Here is a 13,264-nt window from a genome sequence, read left to right on the forward strand (position 1 = left end):
GCAGCCGGACAAACCGTGACACTTCGCCGTTGTGAAGCGACGCACACCGCTTCGTCGCCCTGCGGGGTGCTCGAAACCGGGGGCAAAATGGAGGTATGCGCACAAGAAACCTGGTCACGGCGGCAGTCGCCGCCACGGGTGCCGTCGGGCTCGGGGTGGCGGTCGCCGCCCGCGGCCTCGTCGAGGCCATCGGCGGGCACCCCGATCCCGAACAGCTGCGGCGCTCACCGCAGTTCCGCGACGGCCGGTTCCGCAACGAGGCCCCCCGCCGTGTGGTCGAGCAGGGCACGTACCGGAAGATCCTGCACGACATGCTCTTCGGCAACGAGCCGCGTCACCCCGGCGGCCCGGTGCCGGTGGTCTCCGCGCCCGCGGCCACCTCCGCCGACGGCCTGCACCTGACCTGGTACGGCCACGCCTCCACGCTGGTCGAGATCGACGGCGCCCGGGTGCTGCTCGACCCCGTCTGGAGCGACCGCTGCTCGCCGTCCCCGCTGATCGGGCCGAAGCGCATGCACGCCCCGCCGATCGCGCTCGAGGACCTGCCGCGGCTCGACGCCGTGGTGATCTCGCACGACCACTACGACCACCTCGACCTGCCGACCATCCGCGCGCTGGTCGAGCAGCAGGACGTGCCGTTCGTGGTGCCGCTCGGCGTGGGTTCGCACCTGCGCCGCTGGCGGGTGCCGGAGGAGCGGATCGTCGAGCTGGACTGGCACGCCGAGTTCACCGCCGGCGAGCTGCGCCTGGTCGCCACGCCGGCGCAGCACTTCTCCGGGCGGTGGCTGGCCAACGACGGCACGCTGTGGGCGTCGTGGTCGATCATCGGCCCGCGCCACCGGGTGTTCTACACCGGCGACACCGGCTACTTCCCGGGATTCGCGAAGATCGGCGAGCAGTACGGCCCGTTCGACGCGACGCTGGTGCAGATCGGTGCCTACGCGCCGAGCTGGCCGGACATCCACATGACCCCGGAGGAGGGCGTCGCCACCCACCTCGACGTGCGCGGGGGTCTGCTGGTGCCGGTGCACTGGGCCACGTTCAACCTCGCGATGCACGCGTGGACCGACCCCGCCGACCGCCTCTGGCGCGAGGCGAAGGCCAAGGACGTCGACCTGGCGGTCCCGCGTCCCGGGGAGCGCGTGGACGTCTCGGCACCACCCGCCGTCGACGGGTGGTGGCAGACGCTCTAACCGTGGTGGACCAGGCCGAGCACCAACGCGGCCGCCGCGACGGTGAGGAACACGATCCCGCCCACGATGTCGCGGGAGCCCACCCTGAGGTGCGCGATGATGGCACCGACGAAGTAGAGCACGAGGCCTGAGGCGGCGAGGGTGCCCAGCAACGGCACGAACTTCCGGGGCACGCCCTTCATGTCCGCCTGGGCCTTGGGGTACTCGTGGCCGATCAGGTAGAGGGTGGCGGCGGCACCGTTGATGAGCGCGCCGAGGATCGTGACCGTGACGTAGGCGGCGAACATGCTTCGTCCGTTTCTGCCGGGGATGCTGTCGCCTGGTTGACTGGGCAGCACCCCGATTCGTGACACCGTGCCCCGCCGTCACGCCCTGCGCGAAAAGTGCTGCGCCGAAGCTGGACGCCGTGCTCTGCTGGCCCCATGCGAGTCGTTCATGTGCACGGGGCCTGTACCGGGGACGCCGCCTGGTGGTGGCACCGCATGGTGGAACCCCTGCGCGCACTGGGGTTCCACACCGAGGCGGTGAGCCTGCCCAGCTGCCGCACCACCACGGCGAACCTGCACGACGACGCGGACGCCGTACGCGAGGTGCTCGCCGCGAGCGGTGAACCCACCATCCTCAGTGGACACTCCTACGGCGGCATGGTGATCACCGACGCGGCCACCGGCTTCGAGTCCACTGTGGAACGTCTGGTCTACCTGGCCGCGGTGGTCCCGGCGGAACGCCGCTCCCTGGCCGAAATCACCGCGGAACCATCACCGTGGCTCGACGCCCACGAAGACGGCACGGTCGCCGTCAAACCCGGGCTCGACCTGACCGGCATCTTCCTCCAGGACTGCACGGAGGAACTCGCCGCCGAGGCCGCGACCAAGCTCGTGCCGCAGTCCGCCGCGGCCTTCGCCCAGGCACCACGAGGACTGGCGTGGCGGACGATCCCGTCCACCTACATCGTGCTCACGCGGGACCGGGCCACGCCGCCCGAGCGTCAGCGCGCGTGGGCGGCGCACGCCACCGAAACCGTCGACTTCGACAGCGGGCACCACCCCTTCCTCTCCCGTCCGGCCGAACTCGCCCGGCTCACAACCCGGCGAGCAGATCCTTCTCGGTGATCCCCGGCCCGTGCCCCGCGCGGATGAACCACTCCGTGCCGAACTGGAACCGGAACGCCTCCTCCGACTGCGCCAGGAACCACGAGTCCTCGGCGATCTGGCTGGCGTGCGCGCGCATCGCCTGCCGCTTGTGCTCCAGGTACGCGGTGACGTCGACCTTCGCGGTCAGCTCCGCCTCCGGCTTGCCGATGGTGCTGAGGAATTCCAGGTCCTCCCCGAAGTCCCCCAGGTCGGCACCCTCGGCCTGCGCGGCCTCGATCCCGCGGCGGATCTCGTCGCGGTTCTGCGTGGCCTGGTAGACACGTTCGGTGCCGGCCAGTTCGGCGGCCCGCATCCCGACCCGGTGCACCTGGATGTGGTCGGGGTGGCCGTAGCCACCGTTGTCGTCGTAGATGGTGAGCACGTCGGCGTTCTCCTCGCGGAGGATCGCCGCCAGCTTCTCCGCCGCTTCCTCCACCGGCGCCGTCCAGAACGAGCCCTCGGCGTCGTTCTCCGGCTCCCCCATCATCCCGGAATCCGTGTACCCCAGGAACTCCACCCGTTGCGCGCCGAGAATCCCGGCGGCGGCGTGGGTTTCCGCGATGCGCCGCTCACGCAGCGTCTCGCCCTCGGTGAGGAAGCCCTCCTGCACTTCGCCGTGCTCGCCCTGGGTGGCGACCACGAGCACCACCCGGTGCCCCTCCTCGTAAGCCTTGCGCATCACGCCGCCGACGGTGATGCACTCGTCGTCGGGATGGGCGTGAAAGGTCACCAATGTCGCCATGGGATCGAACTTACCCGAGCCCACCGACAGAACCGGCGGGCTTTCAGCCGGGTTGCCGCGCCAGCGCCTGCGCGCGGCGTTCGACGAACCGCGCGGCCTGCTTGTCCAGGCCGGTCAGGAACTCGTGCAGCTCCTCGCGCGCCCGCTCGCCGACCTCACCAAGGCCCTCCAGCTCGAAGACCCGCCAGTGCCGCAGCAGCGGCCAGATCACCTCGTCGTGGTGGATGCGCAGGTCGTAGATCCCGGCCTTGGCGATCTGCGCGGCCTTGCGCACGAACCCGGGGATGATGCTGCCGGGCATCTGGAAGCCGACCACCTCGTCGGTGATCGCGCGGACCATCGCGTCCGGCGAGACCTCCAGCGCGGCGGTGACCAGGTTGCGGTAGAAGATCATGTGCAGGTTCTCGTCCATCGAGACCCTGGCCAGCAGCTTGTCCGCGATCGGGTCCTGGGTGTACCGGCCGGTGTTGCGGTGCGACAGCCGCGTGGCCAGCTCCTGGAACGAGACGTAGGCGAACACGCGCAGCAGCGGTTTGTCCTCGCTGTCGTACCCGGCCTGCATGGTGGCCATCCGGGCGCGCTCCAGCTCGTCCGGGTCGACCGCCCTGGTCACCAGCAGGTAGTCGCGGAGGCAGATGCCGTGGCGGCCCTCCTCGGCGGTCCAGCGGTGCACCCAGGTGCCCCAGGCGCCGTCCCGGCCGAAGGCGCGTTCGATCTCCCGGTGGTAGCTGGGCAGGTTGTCCTCGGTGAGCAGGTTGACCTCGAGCGCGGTGCGCGCGATCGCCGAGACCCGCGACTGCTCCGGATCCCACGGCTCACCGCCGAGTTCGGCGAAGTCCCGGCCCTGGCTCCACGGCACGTACTCGTGCGGCATCCACTCCTTGGCCACCCCGAGGTGCCGCTCCAGGTTGGCCTCGGCGACGGGTTCGAGTTCGAGCAGCAGGCGGGTGGTCTCCGAAATCGGCATGGGCCAACGCCTTCCGGTGCGAGGAAGTGAACCTACGCCACCGTAACCTACGGGACCGTAACCAACAACCGGCGCGGTGACGCGGGCCACCTGGGCCCGCCGCCTACACTGATCGTCAACTGGCGCCGGGCTTCGCGGCCCCATCCACGTTCGGAGAGCACATGTCGGGCCGCCGCCCCCAGTCCGGTTTCGCCGATCTCGGCCTGCCCGCCCCCCTGGTCACCGCACTGGCCGAGGTGGGCGTGCTGGAGCCGTTCCCGATCCAGGCGGCCACGCTGCCGCACTCGCTGGAGGGGCGCGACGTGCTCGGCCGCGGCCGCACCGGTTCCGGCAAGACCTACGCGTTCTGCCTGCCCGTGCTCGCGCGCCTCGCGGCGAAGCCGGTCGAACGGCGGCCGGGGCGCCCGCGCGCGCTGATCCTGGCGCCGACCCGTGAGCTGGTCACGCAGATCGAGGCTTCGCTGGCGCCACTGGCCAAGGCGCTGTCGCTGCGCACGATGACGGTGTTCGGCGGGGTCAGCCCGAATCCGCAGATCGCCGCGCTGAAGGCGGGGGTGGACATCGTGATCGCCTGCCCCGGCAGGCTGAACGACCACGTCGCCTCCGGGCACGCGCACCTCGACGCGATCGAGACCACCGTGCTCGACGAGGCCGACCACATGGCCGACCTCGGCTTCCTGCCCGCGGTCCGGCGCATCCTCGACGCGACGCCGAAGGACGGCCAGCGCTTGCTGTTCTCGGCCACGCTGGACGCCGGGGTCGACGTCATCGTCCGGCGCTACCTCAGCGATCCGGTGACGCACAGCGTGGATTCCGCGCAGTCGCCGGTGGCCACGATGACGCACCACGTGCTGCACGTCCACGAGGACGACCGGTTGCCGGTGCTGGTCGACCTGACCTCGGCGCCGGGGCGGACGCTGGTGTTCACCCGGACCAAGTACCGGGCCAAGGCGCTCACCAGGAAGCTGGTCGCGGCCGGGGTGCCCGCCGTCGAACTGCACGGCAACCTGGGGCAGAACGCGCGCACGCGCAACCTGGCCGCGTTCGCCGACGGCCAGGCGAAGGCGCTGGTGGCCACCGACATCGCCGCCCGCGGCATCCACGTGGACGACGTGACGCTGGTGATCCACGCGGATCCGCCGGTGGAGCACAAGGCGTACCTGCACCGATCCGGGCGGACCGCGCGGGCGGGGGCGTCGGGCACGGTGATCACGCTGATGACGGACGAGCAGGTGCCGGACGTCCGGGACCTGACGCGGAAGGCCGGGATCAAGCCGCGCACCACGCGGCTGGACGCCGGGCACCCGCTGCTCGCCGAGCTCGCGCCGGGAGAGCGCTCGTACGTGAAGCCGGCGGCGAAGGCACCGAAGGCACCGCCCAAGGCGCAGGCGAAGACGCGGCCGAACGCGCAGACGCGCTCGGGCCAGGGCCGCTCGGGAGGCGCGAAGCAGACGCGCGCGGAGTCGGGGACGCCCCAGCGATCCGGCGGCCAGGCGCGGTCGGGGGCGCGGTCCGGGGCCACGGCACGCTCGGAGTCGACGACACGATCCGGCTCGGCGGCACGCTCGGAGTCCGCGGCGCGCTCGGGGGCGCGGTCGGGCGCGGACAAGCAGGGGCGCTCGGGGGCCAAGTCGCAGGCGGGGAAGGGGCGGCGGGACGGGCAGTCCCAGGCCCCATCCCAGGGCAAGGCGCAGTCGGGGCAGCAGCGGCGCCGACAGTCCGGCGGGACGGGTACCTCGGGGGCTTCCAGCGCGTCCGGGGCGGCGAAGTTCTCCGCGGGCACCAGGGCCGGCAGGCGCGGGCGCGTTCGCTGACGCCCACCCCGTGGAAGAATTCCGGGTATGCGAGACCGTGATCCGGAAGGACGGGCGCGCAACGCGAGGCCACGCGACGGCCTCGGCCGCCCGTTGCCCTATGGCTCACCCGGCGTGGAGCGCCAGCCCGAGGGCATCGAGCGCACCCCCGCGGAGACGCTGACCGAAGCCCAGCGGCTGCTCGACGCGGGCATGCCGTTCCACGCGCACGAGGTCTTCGAGGACGCCTGGAAAACCGGCGCCGAGGCGGACGAGGGGTTGTGGCGCGGCATGGCCCAGCTCGCCGTCGGGCTGACGCACGCCGCGCGGGGCAACGCCGTCGGCGGCGCCTCGCTGCTGCGCCGCGGTGCCGCGAACGTGGAGCCCTATCGCCCCCGGGAGCCGTACGGCATCGACATCCCCGGGCTCGTTCAGTGGGCCGCCAGCCTCGCCGACGAACTGGAGACGCGCCCGAAAACGGTCGAGCCGGCGCGGGCGGCGCCCCGGCTGCGGCCCGCCTGAGCGGCGAGTTCGGTCCGCACCCTGGTCAGGTCGCGGTCCTCGGCACGCCCACTGCCGGTGACGGACGGCCGGGCCTGGCGGCGGTGGTTGCGTTCGAGCGCGTAGACGGACAGGGCCAGCAACAGGATCAGCACCAGGTAACTCATGGCATGAATTGTTCGCTCAACTAATTGCTGCCAACAGTGGCAGATCCGACCTTGTGCGGCAAAATCCTGCCAATTAGGCTGCCCGGATGCTGAAGACGGTGGCCGCGCTGGTGATCGACGGGGTCGCACCCTTCGAGCTGGGCGTGCTGTGCGAGGTGTTCGGCGTCGACCGGAGGGATGGCGGGGTGCCGCCGATCGAGTTCCGCGTCTGCGGTGAACGGGCGGGCGAGCCGGTGCGGACCAGCATGGGCATGTCGCTCACGCCGGACCACGGCCTGGACGGGCTCGACGGCGCCGACCTCGTCGCGCTGCCCGCCTACGACATCCGCGACGAGTACCCGGAGGCGGCGCTCGCCGCGGTGCGGGCGGCCAGCGCGCGCGGCGCCACCGTGCTGACGGTGTGCAGCGGCGTGTTCTTCCTCGGCGCGACGGGCCTGCTCGACGGCCGCCGGTGCACCACGCACTGGCGGCACGCCGAGGCCTTCGCCGCGCGCTTCCCGCGGACCGAACTCGACCCGGACGTGCTGTTCGTCGACGACGGCGACCTGATCACCAGCGCCGGGACCGCGTCGGGCATCGACGCCTGCCTGCACCTGGTGCGCCGGGAACTGGGCACGGAGATCGCCACCCGCATCGCGCGGCGGATGGTGGTCGCGCCGCAGCGGGAGGGCGGGCAGCGGCAGTTCGTGGAGACGCCGATCCCGGAGTGCACCGGGGACAGCCTGCAGCCGCTCCTGGCCTGGCTGCTGGAGAACCTGACCGCCGAGCACACCGTCGCCGGCCTGGCGCGGCAGGCGAAGATGTCGGAACGGACCTTCGCCCGCCGCTTCGCCGCCGAAACCGGCACGACGCCGAACCGGTGGCTGTCCACGCAACGCGTCCTGCACGCCCGGCGGTTGCTGGAGGAGACCACGCTGGGCGTGGACGAGATCGCCGCGGAAACCGGCTTCGGCACGGCCGCCCTGCTGCGGCACCACTTCCACCGCGTGGTGGGCGTCTCCCCGAAGGACTACCGCCGCAGCTTCGCCCCCGGCTGACGCGCTGTGAATGTGGCTTTCACTGCGGATTTCGCAGTGAAAGCCACATTCACAGCAGGCGGGCGGGCGGGCGGGGTGCCGCTACCGGGTGGCGCCCGGGCGGGTCAGGCCATCGGCGTCGGCCTTCCGGCTCAAAACGACCTCGTCCGTGCGCGCGAGCGCTTCCTTCTGCCGCGCCGTGGCGCCGGCGGTGGCGTCCTGCAGGCGGATCGGCGGCCCCAGCTCGACCAGCGTCGGCACGTACTCGGCCTTGTCCACCGTCCAGCCGCCGGCGCCCTTGGTGAAGTGGAACCGCGCCGCCACGCCCTCTTCCGTGGTGCCCCGCGGTTCCGAGTGCTTCGCGATGTGGTTGCCCAGCCCGTACGCCACCCACTTCGAGCCGATCTTCTCGAACGGCTGCACCACGTGCGCGTGGTGGCCGATGATCAGGTCGATCGCGTCGTTCTCGAGCAGCTTCTTCGCCGTCGAGGTCTGCTCCTTCGTCGGCTCCGAGCGGTACTCGGTACCCCAGTGCAGGCTCGCGATCACCACTTCCGCCCCGGCCTCGCGCGTCTTGCGGGCCGCCGCGATCACGTCGTCCGCGTCGAGCGTGTTCGACATCCACGGTTTGCCCTCGGGCAGTTCGATGCCGTTGAAGCCGAAGGTGAACGACACGTGCCCCACCTTCGTGCCCGCCGCGTCCAGCACCAGCGGGGTGCCCGCCTCCTTCGACGACCGCGCCGAGCCGGTGTGCTTGAGCCCGGCCGCGTCCAGCCCGTCGAGCGTGCGCTCCACCCCCTCCTCGCCCTGGTCGAGCGTGTGGTTCGAGGCGGTCGAGCAGGCGTCGTACCCGGTGTCCTTCAGCGCACCGGCGATCTCCGGCGGCGCGTTGAACGAGGGGTACCCGCTGTACGGCCCGCCCGGGTCGGCCAGCGGCACCTCCAGGTGGCACAACCCGAGGTCCGCGCCGGAGACCACCGGCCGGACGCCCTCGAACTGCGGCCGGAAGTCGATCTTGCCGCCCCCGTCGGCCTCGGCCTGCTCGGTCAGCGCCGGGTGCACCAGCACGTCACCGGTGGCGACCACGGAGAAACCGGGCGCCGCGGGCGCGGCGGGCGCCGGCGCGGGGGCCTCCGCGGAGGGCGGGGTTTCCGGGGTGGAACTACAGCCGGTGACCAGAACCGCACTGAGGAGGGCAGCCGAAACGAACCGTCGCTCCATCGTGTGCGCTCCCCATCCCCGGCCGATCACGGACGGGGGTCACCCTGCCATACCGTGCAATTGCCCCACCATGCTGGCGTACATCCGCGCCGGGCTGACCGCGGGCGACAGGTACCCGGGCAGCATCGGCGGGTCCGCGGTGAACGGCCGCAGCCGCTCGAAGAACTCCGCCGCGTTCGACGGCCGGTCCTCCGGCGACTTCGCCAGCACCTGGCCGAGCAGCGCGCCCAGCTCCCCCGGCAACCGCGGCGGCCGCGCCCTGACCTGCTTCTCGAACACCGCGAACGCGGTCGGCCCGGTGAACAGCTGCTGCCCGGTCAGCATCTCGTGCAGCACGCAGCCCAGCGCGTACAGATCGCTGCGCGGTTCGGCCACCCCGCGCTGGATCTGCTCGGGCGCCATGTACGCGGGCGTGCCGAGGATCTGCCCGGCCTTGGTGAACTGCGCGACGTCGGCCTCGCGCAACATGGCCAGCCCGAAGTCGAGCACCTTGACGCTGCCGTCCGGGCAGAGCATCAGGTTCGTCGGCTTCAGGTCGCGGTGGCAGATCGACAGTTCGTGCGCCGCCGCGAGCACCGCGCCGGCCTGCGCCGCGATCGCCGCCGCCCACGGCACCGGCAGCGGGCCGTGCTCGCCGACCAGATCGGCCACCGTCACCCCGTCGATGAACTGCATGACCTGGAACAACCGCTGGTCGAACATGCCGAAGTCGTAGAGCACCGGCACACCGGGGTGCTCCAGCCGCGCCAGGATCCTGGCCTCGCGGACGAACCGGCGTTCCAGCTCGTCGTCCGGACCGCCGGGCAGGCGCAGGAACTTCACCGCCACCCGGCGCCCGAGGTGCTTGTCGTGCCCGGCGTGCACCGCGCCCATCCCGCCCTGGCCCAGCGGCAGGTCGTCGAGCTCATACCGATCGGCGATGAGCATGCGACCCTCCCTCAGTGACCCGGCTGCAGGTGTCCGTCCGCCAGCCCGTCAAAGCCTAGCCGCACCAGCCTTTCCCCCAGCGCGGCCGCCTCCGCCAGCTCCGCCTCGAACTCCGCGAGCCGCCGGAACGCCCGGCCGTAGGCCCGCTGCTCGGCCAGCGGCAGCCGGGGCACGCGCACCCGCCGCAGGTCCAGCCTGGTCGAGTTGGAGGTCATCCGGTGCATCGCCGAACGCAGCAGCCCGGCCAGGAAGTCCGGGTCGATGCGCTCGGGATCGACCCGGTATTCGGTGCCCGCCGGGGATTTCACCGGCACGCCCTCGCCGGATTTGCGCACCAGCCCGGCTTTGATCAGTTCGCCGATGGTGGTCAGCGGCCAGGACCGGTCGTGGTCGAGCACCTCGAGGTCCGGCGGTACCAGTGCCCGCGCGCGGAATCCGGCCAGTGCGGCCACGAAGCTCTCCCCGCCCTCGGAACCGCGGTGCCGCGCCGGGCTCAGGTCCACGTCGTCGTCGATCAGGTCGATCACCTTGGTCGGCCAGGATTCCGGTGCCGCCCAAGCCTTTTCCACCGCCGCGAAGTCCTCTGTGGACTCCAGCAGGAGCACCCGGTCGCCGCCGGTCCCGGGTTCCGGGCGGCGCAGCAACCACAGGTCGCGGGTGCCGTCCGGCATGGTCACCACCGCGCGCAACGCCCCGGCGCGCAACAGGTTCCCGCGGATCCGGCGCCCCGACCGGCGCCCGGCGACGGCGGGCGGCAGCAGGATCGCCACGGTCCCGCCGGGCCGCGCGTGGGACAGGCAGTGCTGCACCCACGCGAGTTCCGGTTCCCCGCGCGGGGGCACGCCGAACTCCCAGCGCCCGTCCCCGGCGAGTTCCTCGTGGCCCCAGGCGCGTTCGTTGAGCGGCGGGTCGCACAGGACCGCGTCGGCGAGCTCGCCGGCGAAAGCGTCCTGCCGCAGCGAATCACCGGCGCTGACCCGCGCGTCGATCCCGGCCAGGCGCAGGCGCGTGCCCGCCATCGCGGCGGCCGTCTCGTCGAGGTCCTGCCCGAAGGCGTGGGACGCGGTCGCCGCGAGCAGCAGCGCGCCGGTGCCGCAGGCCGGGTCGAACACGGTGTCCACCCGGCCGGCCAGGCGGGCCATCAGCTCGGCGATCGGGCCGGGCGTCACCGGCAACCGGCGGACGTGGACCTCCTGGTAGCGCTCGTAGAGGAACTCGAACACCTCGCGGGCACCCAGTTCGGCGACCGCGCCGTCGAGTTGCTCGTCGGCGTGGAAGGCGCCGTTCTCCAGCGCCGCGCCGGTGTCGGCGACCAGTTCACCGAGCCCGAGGTCGTCGGCGGCCGCGCGCAGCCGTTGCCAGACCCGCTCCGCGCGCGAAACCTCGAACCGCTTACCGTTGCGGCGCAACCAGTCTTCGACCTCGGCCAGGGAGAACAGCGGGCTGGACGCGGTTCCGCCGACCGGACGCGGGAAGTCGTCGTACCGGCGGCGCCAGTTGCTCACCGCCGCCCGGCCGACGTCGACCAGCCGCGCGATGTCGCCGGCGGTCACGGTCGCTTCCTGGTTCATAACGGACATGCTAATCCACGAGCCAATGACTTGTGTATTGAGTTCACACCATGCTCTACTGGTGGCATGACACACGAATTCCGTGCGGTGGTCGGCACGGATCCAGGGCTCAACCGCAAGGGCAACGAAGACGCCGCCTTCGCCGGTTCCCGGGTGCTCGTGCTCGCCGACGGCATGGGCGGGCACACCAGTGGTGAGGTGGCCAGCGCGCTCGCCGTCGACGCGCTGCGCGAGCTGGACGAGGGACCGCACGAGGACCTGACCGGCGCGCTGGCGAAGGCGGTCGCGGAGGCGGGCAGGCTGCTCAACGAGCACGCGCCGGCCGGTGCGGGCACCACGGTCACCGCCATGCTGTGGGACGGTCCGCGCTTCGGACTGGCGCACGTCGGCGACTCGCGGGGTTACCTGTTGCGGGACAGCATCCTGTACCAGATGACCCGCGACCACACGCTGGTGCAGACCCTGGTCGACGAAGGCCGGATCACGCCGGAGGAGGCCGAGGTCCACCCGCGGCGGTCGATGCTGGTGCGCGCGCTGCAGAGCGGCAGCACCCACGACCCCGACCTCTCCGAGCACGAGGCGGCGCCGGGTGACCGGTACCTGCTGTGCTCCGACGGCCTGACCGACGTGGTCCGCGACGAGGCCATCCGCGAGGTGCTCGACGAGGTCGCCGACCCGGAAGCCGCGGTGCACCGGCTGATCGCACTGGCCAACGCGGGCGGCGGCCCGGACAACATCACCTGCGTACTGGCCGACTACCCCGGCTAGCCGTGAACCACCCCTGCCCGTGCTGCGGCCACCTGGTCTTCGGCGATCCCCCTGGCTCCTACGAAATCTGCGGCGTCTGCTTCTGGGAGGACGACGCCGTCCAACTGCGGTGGCCGGACAGCGGCGGCGCGAACAGCCTTTCCCTGATCGACGCGCAGCGCGCCTACGCCGAACTCGGGGCGATGGAGTTCCGCTTCACGGGCCTCGTGCGCCCGCCCACCGACGGCGAACCGCGGGACGACGGCTGGCGGCCGATCGACCTCGACACCGATCACTTCGAGCCCCGGGGCGTCCGGGAGGCGCCGTGGCCGGCCGAACTCACCACGCTCTACTGGTGGCGGCCGGACTACTGGCGCCGCGGCTGACGCCGCTCACCCCAGGAAGTCCCGCACCGAAGCGGCGATGCCCTGTGCGTCGAGGCCGTGGGCGACGTCGTGGTCGGCCATGCCGCCGTAGATGCGGACTTCGCGGTCCCGCCGGACGCCGAGTGAGCGCAGCCGGTGCGGCCGGTCGGCGAGGGCTTCGGCGACCTGGTGCGCCGAGGTCCCGGCCAGGTACGGCTCCACGAGCACCACGTCCGCGGCCGAGGCGTCCACCGCCGCGCGCAGGCCCGCGGCGTCGAACGGGCGGACCGTCGCGGTGTACAGCACGGTCACGTCCAGGCCACCGGTCGCCGCCAGCACACGGTCCAGCATCGGGCCGACGGCCAGCACCACGCCGGTCGAACCGCGGCGCAGCACCTGGAAACCCGCGCCGATGAACGGTTCCGCGTTGGCCGCTTCGGACAGTCGCAAGTAGACACTGCTGTCGCCGGGCAGCGACTCGCAGAGCAGCCTGCGTGCTTCCTCGGCGTGGCCGGGCACGTGCACGGTCCACCCCGGCAGCGAGTCCATCAGCGCCACGTCGCCCGGCGACTGGTGCGTCCGCCCGGCGTAGGACATGTCGTACGACGCCCCGGAGGACACCAGCACCGCGCCGACGCCCTGGTGCCCGAGGTCCAGCTTCACCTGCTCGAACGCGCGCTCCACCAGGAACGACGCGAAGGTGTGCACCACCGGCCGCAGCCCCGACAACGCCAGCCCGCCCGCCACCCCGACCAGCAGCTGCTCGCGGATGCCGACGTTGATCACCCGGTCCGGGTGCCTGCGCATGGCCGGGCGCACCCGGTCCACCGAGATGTCGGCGAGCACCAGCGCCAGCCGGGGATCCACCGCCATCGCTTCGTCCATTGTGGACGTGAACGCGTCCCGCATGCTCACCATCGC

14 protein-coding genes are annotated in these 13,264 nt (G+C 72.2%); 7 read left to right on the forward strand and 7 right to left on the reverse strand.

Going from position 1 to position 13,264, the window contains the following annotated elements; all coding sequences use genetic code 11:
- The first annotated feature begins 95 nt into the window (after nt 1-95).
- Entirely contained in the window at nt 96-1,193 is a 1,098-nt protein-coding gene (locus tag JYK18_RS43130; RefSeq protein ID WP_206809760.1) for an MBL fold metallo-hydrolase, read from the forward strand.
- On the opposite strand, the gene JYK18_RS43135 is transcribed toward JYK18_RS43130, so the two are convergent.
- On the reverse strand, nt 1,190-1,480 hold the full coding sequence (locus tag JYK18_RS43135) for a DoxX family protein (protein WP_206809761.1): 291 nt from the start codon (nt 1,478-1,480) through the stop codon (nt 1,190-1,192). The two genes, JYK18_RS43130 and JYK18_RS43135, sit on opposite strands and share 4 nt — an antisense overlap.
- 135 nt (nt 1,481-1,615) lie before the next feature.
- Here JYK18_RS43135 and JYK18_RS43140 point away from each other — a divergent pair, with 135 nt between their 5' ends.
- Nucleotides 1,616-2,305 carry an alpha/beta fold hydrolase gene (locus JYK18_RS43140; protein ID WP_206809763.1) on the forward strand — a complete coding sequence of 230 codons (690 nt, stop codon included), beginning with the start codon at nt 1,616-1,618 and terminating at the stop codon, nt 2,303-2,305.
- On the opposite strand, the gene JYK18_RS43145 is transcribed toward JYK18_RS43140, so the two are convergent.
- Together JYK18_RS43145 and JYK18_RS43150 are read right to left on the reverse strand one after the other, a co-directional pair.
- Nucleotides 2,274-3,068, reverse strand: coding sequence for a PIG-L family deacetylase (locus tag JYK18_RS43145; RefSeq protein ID WP_206809765.1), 795 nt, complete (start codon nt 3,066-3,068; stop codon nt 2,274-2,276). The two genes, JYK18_RS43140 and JYK18_RS43145, sit on opposite strands and share 32 nt — an antisense overlap.
- A 43-nt stretch (nt 3,069-3,111) precedes the next feature.
- Entirely contained in the window at nt 3,112-4,035 is a 924-nt protein-coding gene (locus JYK18_RS43150) for an acyl-ACP desaturase (RefSeq protein WP_206809766.1), read from the reverse strand.
- Between the two features lie 161 nt (nt 4,036-4,196).
- On the opposite strand from JYK18_RS43150, the gene JYK18_RS43155 reads away from it, so the two are divergent.
- The 3 genes from JYK18_RS43155 to JYK18_RS43165 all read left to right on the forward strand — a co-directional run bounded on the left by JYK18_RS43155 (nt 4,197) and on the right by JYK18_RS43165 (nt 7,533).
- On the forward strand, nt 4,197-5,849 hold the full coding sequence (locus JYK18_RS43155) for a DEAD/DEAH box helicase (protein WP_206809768.1): 1,653 nt from the start codon (nt 4,197-4,199) through the stop codon (nt 5,847-5,849).
- A 27-nt stretch (nt 5,850-5,876) separates the two neighbouring features.
- Nucleotides 5,877-6,350 (forward strand): DUF309 domain-containing protein, encoded by a 474-nt coding sequence (locus JYK18_RS43160; protein ID WP_206809770.1) that lies wholly within the window; start codon nt 5,877-5,879, stop codon nt 6,348-6,350.
- Between the two features lie 232 nt (nt 6,351-6,582).
- On the forward strand, nt 6,583-7,533 hold the full coding sequence (locus JYK18_RS43165; protein WP_206809772.1) for a GlxA family transcriptional regulator: 951 nt from the start codon (nt 6,583-6,585) through the stop codon (nt 7,531-7,533).
- Nucleotides 7,534-7,614: 81 nt separating this feature from the next.
- Here JYK18_RS43165 and JYK18_RS43170 read toward each other — a convergent pair whose 3' ends face one another.
- From JYK18_RS43170 to JYK18_RS43180, 3 genes are read right to left on the reverse strand one after another with little or no spacing between them, the layout of a single operon-like run.
- A complete protein-coding gene (locus JYK18_RS43170) occupies nt 7,615-8,733 on the reverse strand; it encodes a CapA family protein (RefSeq protein WP_206809774.1) in 1,119 nt (372 codons plus the stop codon).
- A gap of 39 nt (nt 8,734-8,772) precedes the next feature.
- Nucleotides 8,773-9,660 carry a serine/threonine-protein kinase gene (locus JYK18_RS43175; RefSeq protein WP_206809776.1) on the reverse strand — a complete coding sequence of 296 codons (888 nt, stop codon included), beginning with the start codon at nt 9,658-9,660 and terminating at the stop codon, nt 8,773-8,775.
- Between the two features lie 11 nt (nt 9,661-9,671).
- Nucleotides 9,672-11,231: an N-6 DNA methylase gene (locus JYK18_RS43180; protein ID WP_206809778.1), complete on the reverse strand. Its 1,560-nt coding sequence runs from the start codon at nt 11,229-11,231 to the stop codon at nt 9,672-9,674.
- 66 nt (nt 11,232-11,297) lie between these two features.
- Here JYK18_RS43180 and JYK18_RS43185 point away from each other — a divergent pair, with 66 nt between their 5' ends.
- Together JYK18_RS43185 and JYK18_RS43190 are read left to right on the forward strand one after the other, a co-directional pair.
- The gene (locus JYK18_RS43185; RefSeq protein WP_206809780.1) at nt 11,298-11,999 is read left to right on the forward strand and encodes a PP2C family serine/threonine-protein phosphatase; all 702 of its coding nucleotides are present in this window, start codon (nt 11,298-11,300) and stop codon (nt 11,997-11,999) included.
- A 2-nt stretch (nt 12,000-12,001) separates the two neighbouring features.
- Nucleotides 12,002-12,364, forward strand: coding sequence for a CPCC family cysteine-rich protein (locus tag JYK18_RS43190; RefSeq protein ID WP_206809782.1), 363 nt, complete (start codon nt 12,002-12,004; stop codon nt 12,362-12,364).
- Between the two features lie 6 nt (nt 12,365-12,370).
- Here JYK18_RS43190 and JYK18_RS43195 read toward each other — a convergent pair whose 3' ends face one another.
- Nucleotides 12,371-13,261, reverse strand: a complete 891-nt coding sequence (locus JYK18_RS43195) for a transketolase family protein (RefSeq protein ID WP_206809783.1) — start codon at nt 13,259-13,261, stop codon at nt 12,371-12,373.
- Nucleotides 13,262-13,264 lie beyond the last annotated feature (3 nt).

The organism is Amycolatopsis sp. 195334CR, from assembly GCF_017309385.1.
Lineage (GTDB): Bacteria > Actinomycetota > Actinomycetes > Mycobacteriales > Pseudonocardiaceae > Amycolatopsis.

Excerpts from the sequence above, each read along its gene's own strand:
- JYK18_RS43130 (WP_206809760.1), top strand. The coding sequence starts at position 96 with ATGCGCACAAGAAACCTGGTCACGGCGGCAGTCGCCGCCACGGGTGCC.
- JYK18_RS43185 (WP_206809780.1), top strand. The coding sequence starts at position 11,298 with ATGACACACGAATTCCGTGCGGTGGTCGGCACGGATCCAGGGCTCAAC.
- JYK18_RS43145 (WP_206809765.1), bottom strand. The coding sequence starts at position 3,068 with ATGGCGACATTGGTGACCTTTCACGCCCATCCCGACGACGAGTGCATC.
- JYK18_RS43140 (WP_206809763.1), top strand. The coding sequence starts at position 1,616 with ATGCGAGTCGTTCATGTGCACGGGGCCTGTACCGGGGACGCCGCCTGG.
- JYK18_RS43160 (WP_206809770.1), top strand. The coding sequence starts at position 5,877 with ATGCGAGACCGTGATCCGGAAGGACGGGCGCGCAACGCGAGGCCACGC.
- JYK18_RS43170 (WP_206809774.1), bottom strand. The coding sequence starts at position 8,733 with ATGGAGCGACGGTTCGTTTCGGCTGCCCTCCTCAGTGCGGTTCTGGTC.
- JYK18_RS43165 (WP_206809772.1), top strand. The coding sequence starts at position 6,583 with ATGCTGAAGACGGTGGCCGCGCTGGTGATCGACGGGGTCGCACCCTTC.
- JYK18_RS43150 (WP_206809766.1), bottom strand. The coding sequence starts at position 4,035 with ATGCCGATTTCGGAGACCACCCGCCTGCTGCTCGAACTCGAACCCGTC.
- JYK18_RS43155 (WP_206809768.1), top strand. The coding sequence starts at position 4,197 with ATGTCGGGCCGCCGCCCCCAGTCCGGTTTCGCCGATCTCGGCCTGCCC.
- JYK18_RS43195 (WP_206809783.1), bottom strand. The coding sequence starts at position 13,261 with ATGGTGAGCATGCGGGACGCGTTCACGTCCACAATGGACGAAGCGATG.
- JYK18_RS43180 (WP_206809778.1), bottom strand. The coding sequence starts at position 11,231 with ATGAACCAGGAAGCGACCGTGACCGCCGGCGACATCGCGCGGCTGGTC.
- JYK18_RS43135 (WP_206809761.1), bottom strand. The coding sequence starts at position 1,480 with ATGTTCGCCGCCTACGTCACGGTCACGATCCTCGGCGCGCTCATCAAC.
- JYK18_RS43175 (WP_206809776.1), bottom strand. The coding sequence starts at position 9,660 with ATGCTCATCGCCGATCGGTATGAGCTCGACGACCTGCCGCTGGGCCAG.